This is a genomic window from Nocardia sp. NPDC003726, from assembly GCF_053586955.1.
Window position 1 is genome coordinate 48,135 of record NZ_JBSFNF010000029.1, and the last position, 7,170, is coordinate 55,304.

Genomic DNA, 7,170 nt, shown 5'->3' on the forward strand with positions numbered 1-7,170 from the left:
TAGAACAGGTTCCTATTTCTGTCGAGAACCGGTGTTCACCCCTCGTCGGACATGCGCTCATGCAGGAAGTGAGGTGAATCGCTGGCGTCGAGGACGCCAGTTTTGTAACGTGTTCTAGTACAGATGGAGGAGGAAACGCGATGGCAGTTACCCCACCGCCGCCGAGCGACGGGCCCGGAGGCGGCAGCGTGCGTCACCAAGGAGGGCCCCGGGAGGCGGCTCAAACGACGCGGAGCGGCGCGAAGGTCCGGGAGCTGGATGTCGGCACCGCACCGACCCGCTATGCGCGGGGATGGCATTGCCTGGGTCTGGCCAAGACGTTCCGGGACGGCAAGCCGCACGCGGTGAACGTCTTCGGCACCAAGCTCGTCGTCTGGGCCGACAGCAACGGTGAACTGCGGGTGCTCGACGCCTACTGCAGGCACATGGGCGGCGACCTGAGCATGGGCGAGGTCAAGGGCGACGACATCGCCTGCCCGTTCCACGACTGGCGCTGGTCGGGGACCAACGGCAAGTGCACCGCGATTCCGTACGCGCGGCGGGTGCCGCCGCTGGCGCGCACGAGGAAGTGGACCACGCTGGAGCGCAACGGCCAGCTGTTCGTCTGGCACGACCACGAGGGCAGCCAGCCGCCGCCCGAGGTCACGATCCCGCACATCAAGGGCCCTTACACCGACGCCGACGGCAACCCGAGCGAGCAACTCGACAGCGGGTGGACCGAATGGACCTGGAACTCGATGCTGATCGAGGGCGCCAACTGCCGCGAGATCATCGACAACGTGGTGGACATGGCCCACTTCTTCTACATCCATTTCGCCTTCCCGACGTACTTCAAGAACGTCTTCGAGGGCCACATCGCCACCCAGTTCCTGGAGACCAAGGGCAGGCCGGACATCGGCATGGCCTCCAAGTACGGCGGTGACACGCTGCTGAAGTCGGAGGCCTCGTACTTCGGCCCCTCGTACATGATCAACCCGCTGATCAACATCTACAGCGGTTACGAGGTCAAAAGCGTCCTGATCAACTGCCACTACCCGGTCACCCAGGACTCCTTCGTCCTGCAATGGGGCATCACGCTGGAGAAGCCGAAGGGCGTCGAGGGCGAGATGGCGACCAAGCTGGCGGAGAAGATGACCGAGGGCATCAGCGTCGGCTTCCTGCAGGACGTCGAGATCTGGAAGCACAAGTCCAAGGTCGAGAACCCGCTGCTGTGCGAGGAGGACGGGCCGGTCTACCAGCTGCGTCGCTGGTACGAGCAGTTCTACGTCGACCTGGCCGACGTCACCGAGAAGATGACCCAGCGCTTCGAGTTCGAGGTGGACACCACCAAGGCGAACGAGGCGTGGGAGGCCGAGGTCGCCGAGAACCTGCGGCGCAAGCGCGAGTCCGAGGAAGCCGAGGCGAGCGTCTGATGGCGGCCACCTGGGCGAAGGCACCCGATTTCGCCGATCAGCCCGCTCGGCGAGCCGAAGTGCGCGCCCAGACGGTGGCCGACAAACAGCGGTATCTGGAGGACGGCCTGACGCCACTGCGGTGCCGGGCCTGCCAGAGCCACGTGCTGGTGCGCAAGAGCAGCACCCACCAGACGTCGGTGCAGTGGACCGGGAATCCGGCCGAGCACTGCCCGGTCTTCGCGAAACTGAGCGAGACCGGCCACGGGCCGGGTCGCCCCGACTCGTGTCCGGATCTCGAACGCACCATCGCCTGGGCCGTGGACGAGGGCGTGCTCGAGATTCCGGAGTGAACCGGCCGTTCGGCGACGGCGGGCGGTGATCGATTCGCCCGCCGATCACCGCGGTGGTGACCGCGCTGTCGCGGCCGAGTCGCGCTCCGACTACGTTGACGGGAACAAAAGAGACCTTCGTGCCGAAACGGATCGAGTCCGATTCGGCGCCGTAGGAGGGAGTTTCCGCGATGCTGGTGCGGCATCTGGACTGCGCGACCATGTGCCCGGTCGGCGGGCGAGCGCTGCTCGGCAGCGGTGGGCTGCTGACCGGCGGGCTGGTCGGCCACTGCCTGCTCGTCGAGTCCGATGACGGGCTGGTGCTGGTCGACACGGGCTTCGGCATGGCCGACGTGCTCGATCGAAGCAGGCTGGGTTTCGGCACCGGGCGATTGCTGCGGCCCCGGTTGCGCCCGGAACTCACCGCGCTGCACCAGATCCGCGGGCTCGGCTATCGGCGCGAGGATGTCCGGCACATCGTGCTCACCCATCTCGATCTCGATCACGCCGGCGGGCTGTCGGACTTCCCCGACGCCACCGTGCACGTCTTCGCCGACGAACTCGACGCGGCGACCCAGCGCCCGACCCTCGGGGAGAAACTGCGCTACCAGCCGCGTCAGTGGGAGCACGGACCTCGCTGGCTGGCCCACGAGACCGGCGCGGACACCTGGTTCGGATTCACCGCCGTCCCGGTGCTCGAGGACATCATGCTGATCCCGCTGGTCGGCCACACGCGCGGGCACAGCGGCGTCGCGGTCCGGCAGAGCGACGGATGGTTGCTGCACTGCGGCGACGCCTATTTCCACCACCGGCAGCTGGAGGTGGGCAAGGCGCGTCCGCCCGTCGGCCTGGGCGTGTTCGAGGTGCTCGCGAGCACGCTCGGCCGCGAGCGGGTGGAGAACCTGGAACGGCTGCGCACGCTGCACAACGACCACGGCGACCGGGTGCGAATGTTCTGTGCCCACGATCCGCACGAACTCGAGCGATTCGCCGCCGTGCCGGTGCGCTGATCCAGGTCAGTCCAACCGGAAGTCCGCGAAGTCGAATCCCGGCGCGACGATGCAGCTGACCAGCACGTATTCCGCGCCGGCAGGTCGCGCCGATTGGCTGACCCCACCCGGCACCACCGCTTGGAGCACCTGGCCGTGCTCCAGGTCGGGGCCGAGGATCACCTGCTCGCCGCCGATGTCCAGCGCCAGCGGCCCGCCGCGGTGCCAGAGCCACAGCTCGTCGGAGCGCACCGTGTGCGGGGCGGACCGCTCGCCCGGCAGCAGCAGGAAATAGATCGCCGTGGCGGCGGCGCGCGGGCCGGGGTAGCCCTCCGGCGTGAATTCCGCCGGGCTGCGCCAGGTCTGGCGGTACCAGCCGCCTTCGGGATGCGGCGCGAGATCGAGTGCGACGGCGAGCGGCGGTCGGTTGTCGGTCATCGTTCGACTATGCCCGATCCTGCCCTGCCGCTCAGCTCTCCTCGATCCGCCAGGTGATTCCGAACGGCGCCAGCGCATCCAGGAAATCGGCGGGATCGAACGCCTCGGCCGGCGCGAGCGCTCCCGGAGCCGTAGCGCCCTCGGCCAAGCGGACGGCCGTCTCCACCGCCATCAATGCCGAATCGCGGTAGGAGTCCACGCCGCTGAGCACGCCGCGGACCCGGCGTCCGTCCGCGCCGAACGCGTCGACGACGAGGTCGTAGCGCAGGTCGGCGCCGGGCGCGTCGGGCAGTGCGTCGATGAGTTCGGCGGTGAACCCGCTGAGCGTGTCGAGGATCGAGGTGGCGAGGACGCCTTCGACGTAGGAGACATCCGAGTGCCGGGGGATGGTGAGAACCGGGGGCTGCGGGAATTTCGCGACAGTGGTCGGCTCGATGTCACCGGGGAAGGTCATCTTCTGGTGACGTGCCGCCGCGCCGGTGCGCAATTCGCCGTCGGCGTAGTGCCAGCCGCCGCCGCGGAACCAGTCCAGACTGGCGAACACCGTCTTGGCGCTGCCTTTGGAACCGTTTCCGCCGCTCTTGCTGAGGTGGCTGAGCACCACCTCGGCGGGGCCGGGCACCCGGCGGGTGATGAGATGGGCGAGCAGATCTCCGGGGAGATTGTTGTCGGTCACGCCGGAAACCACGGTGACGCCCGCCGCCGCAGCGCGCGTTCCGTACTCGTCGAGAACGCGCTTCAGGAATAGTTGCTCGCCGGACATGTCTGTGTAGTGCGCGCCCGCGTCGATGGCCGCGTCGATGGCCGCGTCGAGCACCGCAGAGCCGTGCTGGACGTAGGCGGGCAAGCTGCTGATCACCACGTCGGCGCCGGTGAACGCTCGGACGAGGGCCGCGCGGTCGGGCAGGTCTGCTACTCGTATGTCGGCGCCGGGCATGGCCGCCGCGTCGGCGGCGGCGCGGATGCGCTCGGCATTGCGCCCCACCAGGATCGGGGTGAGGCCGCGACGGCGCAGTTCGGCGAGCAGGTAGCCGCCGGTGTGTCCGGTCGCGCCGTAGACGGCGATGGTCGCAGGGCGTTCGGTTGATGTCATGGGAAGAAACATATTGCTCTCATACGACTAAACCAATGCCTGTAAGGCTCGATTTTTTGTCCCAAACGCTCATATCCAGAGTGTTATGGTGAATGAGTGGACATTCTCAGCGAGGCCATCGCGGCGATCCGCACCGGCAGTCCCGCCTCCGGCCTGTTCATCCGGCACGCCCCGTGGGGCCGGCGGTATCCCGTGGTGCCGGGGGCGGGTTTCCATGTGGTGTTGCAGGGCTCTTGCTGGGTGGTGCCGCCGGACGGCGAACCCATGGCGCTCGGCGTGGGGGACGTGTTGTTCATGCCGCGAGGCGCCGACCACGACCTGGTCGACAGCTTGGACACTCCCGTCACCGAGACCGCGTTGCCCGGTGAGCCGAGGGAGATCGTGGGGCCCGGCGTCCGGACCGCCTTGCTCTGTGGCGCTTACGAACTCGGCCGCGGTCGCACCCATCCGATCCTCGACGAGCTGCCCGAGTTCATCCATCTGCCCGCGCGTCCGGGGCGTCATCCCGCGCTGCGCGGCGCGGTCGATCTGCTGGCCGCGGAGATCGCCGAGCCGCGGCAGGGGAGCGACGCGGCCGTGCCCGCGATCCTCGAGACGCTGCTGCTGTTCATCCTGCGCGCCTGGTTCGACGAGCAGGCCGACCTGCGTTCCTCCGGCTGGGCCGGCGCCTTCGCCGATCCCGCCGTGGCGGCGGTGCTACGCGCGGTGCACGAGAAACCCGCGCGCGCCTGGACCGTCGCCGATCTCGGTGACATCGCGGGCGTTTCCCGCGCGACCCTCGCCCGCCGCTTTCTCGCGACGGTCGGCGAGCCGCCGCTGGCCTATGTGACCCGCTGGCGCATGCTGACCGCCGCCCGCCTGCTGCGCGACACCGACAGCAGTCTTGCCGCCGTGGCCCGCCGCGTCGGCTACACCTCGGAGTTCGCCTTCGCGAAGGCGTTCAAACGCGAATACGGGCTTGCGCCAGGCGGATACCGCCGTGCGGCCGACAACGCGCCTGTGGTGGCGGTTTGAGGGCCCGGGTTCGGAACCGCCTTGTCGGCACCGGCGTCAGGTGTCGTAGTACTCGTCTTCGTACTCGTCGTCGGGGAGGTACTCGACATCCGAAGCCACGTCGGCGGCCGGCTCGCGCAGGCTCGGAGCGCCCGGTAACAGTTCGGCGAGTTCGGGCATGCTGCCCACGATGTCGCTGATCGGGGTGATCGTCTCGGTCACTTGGTGATGTGCGAGACGCGCTGCGGCCCGCGCTGTTTCGGTCACGATCGCGGCGAGACGTTCGGACGGAGTGCGCAGCGCGGCCGGATCCAATCGCACCTCGGTGACCGCGCCGGTGAAATCCACCGCCACCGTCACGTATCCGTCGGGAGAACGTGCCTCGCCGCGCACGTCGTGCACTTGTTCTCGAATAGCGGCCAGTTCCGTGAGTTGCTGCTCGTACCGCTCGTCCATCACTGGCCGTTCGCGTCGAGCAATGCCTGGGCTTCGGCGCCGTGCTTGCGCATCATCGGAATGATCCACGCGCGCAGATCGCGTGGGAAATCACGATTCGCGAGCTGAGCGAGCAGCCATTCCGAGTCCTGCTGGTCGAGACGATCGACGGCGAAGAGGAGTATGTCGTCGTCGAACCAGTGCGGGTTGTCATCCGGATTGATCTCGCCGGTCAGGAATTTGGTCACCGCATCGCGCGCCGCCGCGATCTTGTCGTGGTTGTTCATGTCGACCTCCGCGGTTGATCAGGGTGCTCGTCCGGTTGGTTGAGATGAGGATGTTCGGGATCGACACCCTTTTCGGCGAGTGCCGCGAGTGCTCGTTCTCGGAACATCGCGAAATCGCCGTTCTCGCTCCGGGTGGATTGCAGCGCCTGGTAGATGGCCTGGGACCGTTCGGAGCCGAAACTGGAATTGGCGGCCCGTGGTTCGGCGCCGATACCGACGCCCTCCATAACTTGGTGTGTCATCGCGGGAGCGTCCCATAGGAACGCATCGGGTTGCCGCGCCTGATACTCGCGAAGCCAGTCGACAACCCGATGGGCATCGGCAAGATCCTTCGTATAGATCACCATCGCGTCCGACCGAACCGAATGGGGGCCGACGACTTTCGCGCTGTAGATACCGGGGAATCGATCGGGGCTGTCCACGATTTCGTGGACCACACCACGCATCAGGTCGGGCACCGCGTCAGCGCGTGCGTTCACATACACACGATAGCCGACGTCCGAGACCGCATTCGCTCGGTGGTAATGGACGAAACTGATCGATCCGGTATCGATCTCCGGCGCGTTCGAGGCGTCGAGAATTCTGGCCCCTCGCCCTTGGACCAAGGCTATACGCGATTCCGGTCCTCGGGCGGCGAGTATATCCGCGAGTTGCATGACATAGCCGCGTGGATCCGTGACCAGATTCGTCTCGGTAGCCGCGCCGTACTCGCTGTACACGCCCCATTCGCTGGTTATCCGGTCTCCGTTGTTCCAGATCCGTTCCAGGAATCCGTTGAGATTCTCGAGCGACAGATCCGGCGCTTCCAACCCGTGCTGCTGGTAGGAGAAATCGCGCACCGCCATCACATCGTCGAACGACATGTCATGGCTCAGGCGCTCCCGCAGTTCGGCGAGTGTGCGTGGCTCGTCGAATACCGAGGGGAACTCCGCTACGGCACGATCGAGTGCCGCCGCATCCGGATGCCATGCGTACGGGGACGTGCCGTGCTGTTCTCCCGGGGGTGAGGTCTCGTCGGCTTCCCGCGACGCATCCGGGTCAGCCGCGTCCTCGTCGCGGTCCGGATGCTGCGGGGGTGGTGTCTCTTCGTCGGGCTTGGGTGTGGTGGGTTCGGGTTCGTCGGGCTTGGGTGTGGTGGGTTCGGGTTCGTCGGGCTTGGGTGTGGTGGGTTCGGGTTCGTCGGGCTTGGGTGTGGTGGGTTCGGGTTCGTGG

Annotated in this window: 9 protein-coding genes; 4 read left to right on the forward strand and 5 right to left on the reverse strand. The window is 67.2% G+C overall.

Going from position 1 to position 7,170, the window contains the following annotated elements; translation table 11 throughout:
• Positions 1-140 precede the first annotated feature (140 nt).
• The 3 genes from ACWDMM_RS28905 to ACWDMM_RS28915 all read left to right on the forward strand — a co-directional run bounded on the left by ACWDMM_RS28905 (position 141) and on the right by ACWDMM_RS28915 (position 2,733).
• Positions 141-1,412, forward strand: a complete 1,272-nt coding sequence (locus ACWDMM_RS28905; RefSeq protein ID WP_323124583.1) for a Rieske 2Fe-2S domain-containing protein — start codon at positions 141-143, stop codon at positions 1,410-1,412.
• Positions 1,412-1,744: a hypothetical protein gene (locus ACWDMM_RS28910; protein WP_195078073.1), complete on the forward strand. Its 333-nt coding sequence runs from the start codon at positions 1,412-1,414 to the stop codon at positions 1,742-1,744. The genes ACWDMM_RS28905 and ACWDMM_RS28910 overlap by 1 nt, the downstream gene beginning before the upstream one ends.
• Positions 1,745-1,914: 170 nt before the next feature.
• Positions 1,915-2,733: an MBL fold metallo-hydrolase gene (locus ACWDMM_RS28915; RefSeq protein ID WP_195078074.1), complete on the forward strand. Its 819-nt coding sequence runs from the start codon at positions 1,915-1,917 to the stop codon at positions 2,731-2,733.
• A gap of 6 nt (positions 2,734-2,739) precedes the next feature.
• Here ACWDMM_RS28915 and ACWDMM_RS28920 read toward each other — a convergent pair whose 3' ends face one another.
• Together ACWDMM_RS28920 and ACWDMM_RS28925 are read right to left on the reverse strand one after the other, a co-directional pair.
• A complete protein-coding gene (locus ACWDMM_RS28920) occupies positions 2,740-3,150 on the reverse strand; it encodes a cupin domain-containing protein (protein ID WP_449940449.1) in 411 nt (136 codons plus the stop codon).
• Between the two features lie 31 nt (positions 3,151-3,181).
• Positions 3,182-4,243, reverse strand: a complete 1,062-nt coding sequence (locus tag ACWDMM_RS28925; RefSeq protein WP_449940452.1) for an NAD(P)H-binding protein — start codon at positions 4,241-4,243, stop codon at positions 3,182-3,184.
• A 96-nt stretch (positions 4,244-4,339) separates the two neighbouring features.
• Here ACWDMM_RS28925 and ACWDMM_RS28930 point away from each other — a divergent pair, with 96 nt between their 5' ends.
• On the forward strand, positions 4,340-5,257 hold the full coding sequence (locus tag ACWDMM_RS28930) for an AraC family transcriptional regulator (RefSeq protein ID WP_357209287.1): 918 nt from the start codon (positions 4,340-4,342) through the stop codon (positions 5,255-5,257).
• 36 nt (positions 5,258-5,293) lie between these two features.
• On the opposite strand, the gene ACWDMM_RS28935 is transcribed toward ACWDMM_RS28930, so the two are convergent.
• The 3 genes from ACWDMM_RS28935 to ACWDMM_RS28945 are packed head-to-tail and all read right to left on the reverse strand — an operon-like array spanning position 5,294 to position 6,821.
• Positions 5,294-5,692 carry a YbaB/EbfC family nucleoid-associated protein gene (locus ACWDMM_RS28935; protein ID WP_195078078.1) on the reverse strand — a complete coding sequence of 133 codons (399 nt, stop codon included), beginning with the start codon at positions 5,690-5,692 and terminating at the stop codon, positions 5,294-5,296.
• Complete coding sequence (locus ACWDMM_RS28940) at positions 5,692-5,958, reverse strand: hypothetical protein (protein WP_195078079.1); 267 nt, start codon at positions 5,956-5,958, stop codon at positions 5,692-5,694. Before ACWDMM_RS28940 ends, ACWDMM_RS28935 begins: the two co-directional genes overlap by 1 nt.
• A complete protein-coding gene (locus ACWDMM_RS28945; RefSeq protein ID WP_449940455.1) occupies positions 5,955-6,821 on the reverse strand; it encodes a T3SS effector HopA1 family protein in 867 nt (288 codons plus the stop codon). The genes ACWDMM_RS28940 and ACWDMM_RS28945 overlap by 4 nt, the downstream gene beginning before the upstream one ends.
• Positions 6,822-7,170: the final 349 nt, after the last annotated feature.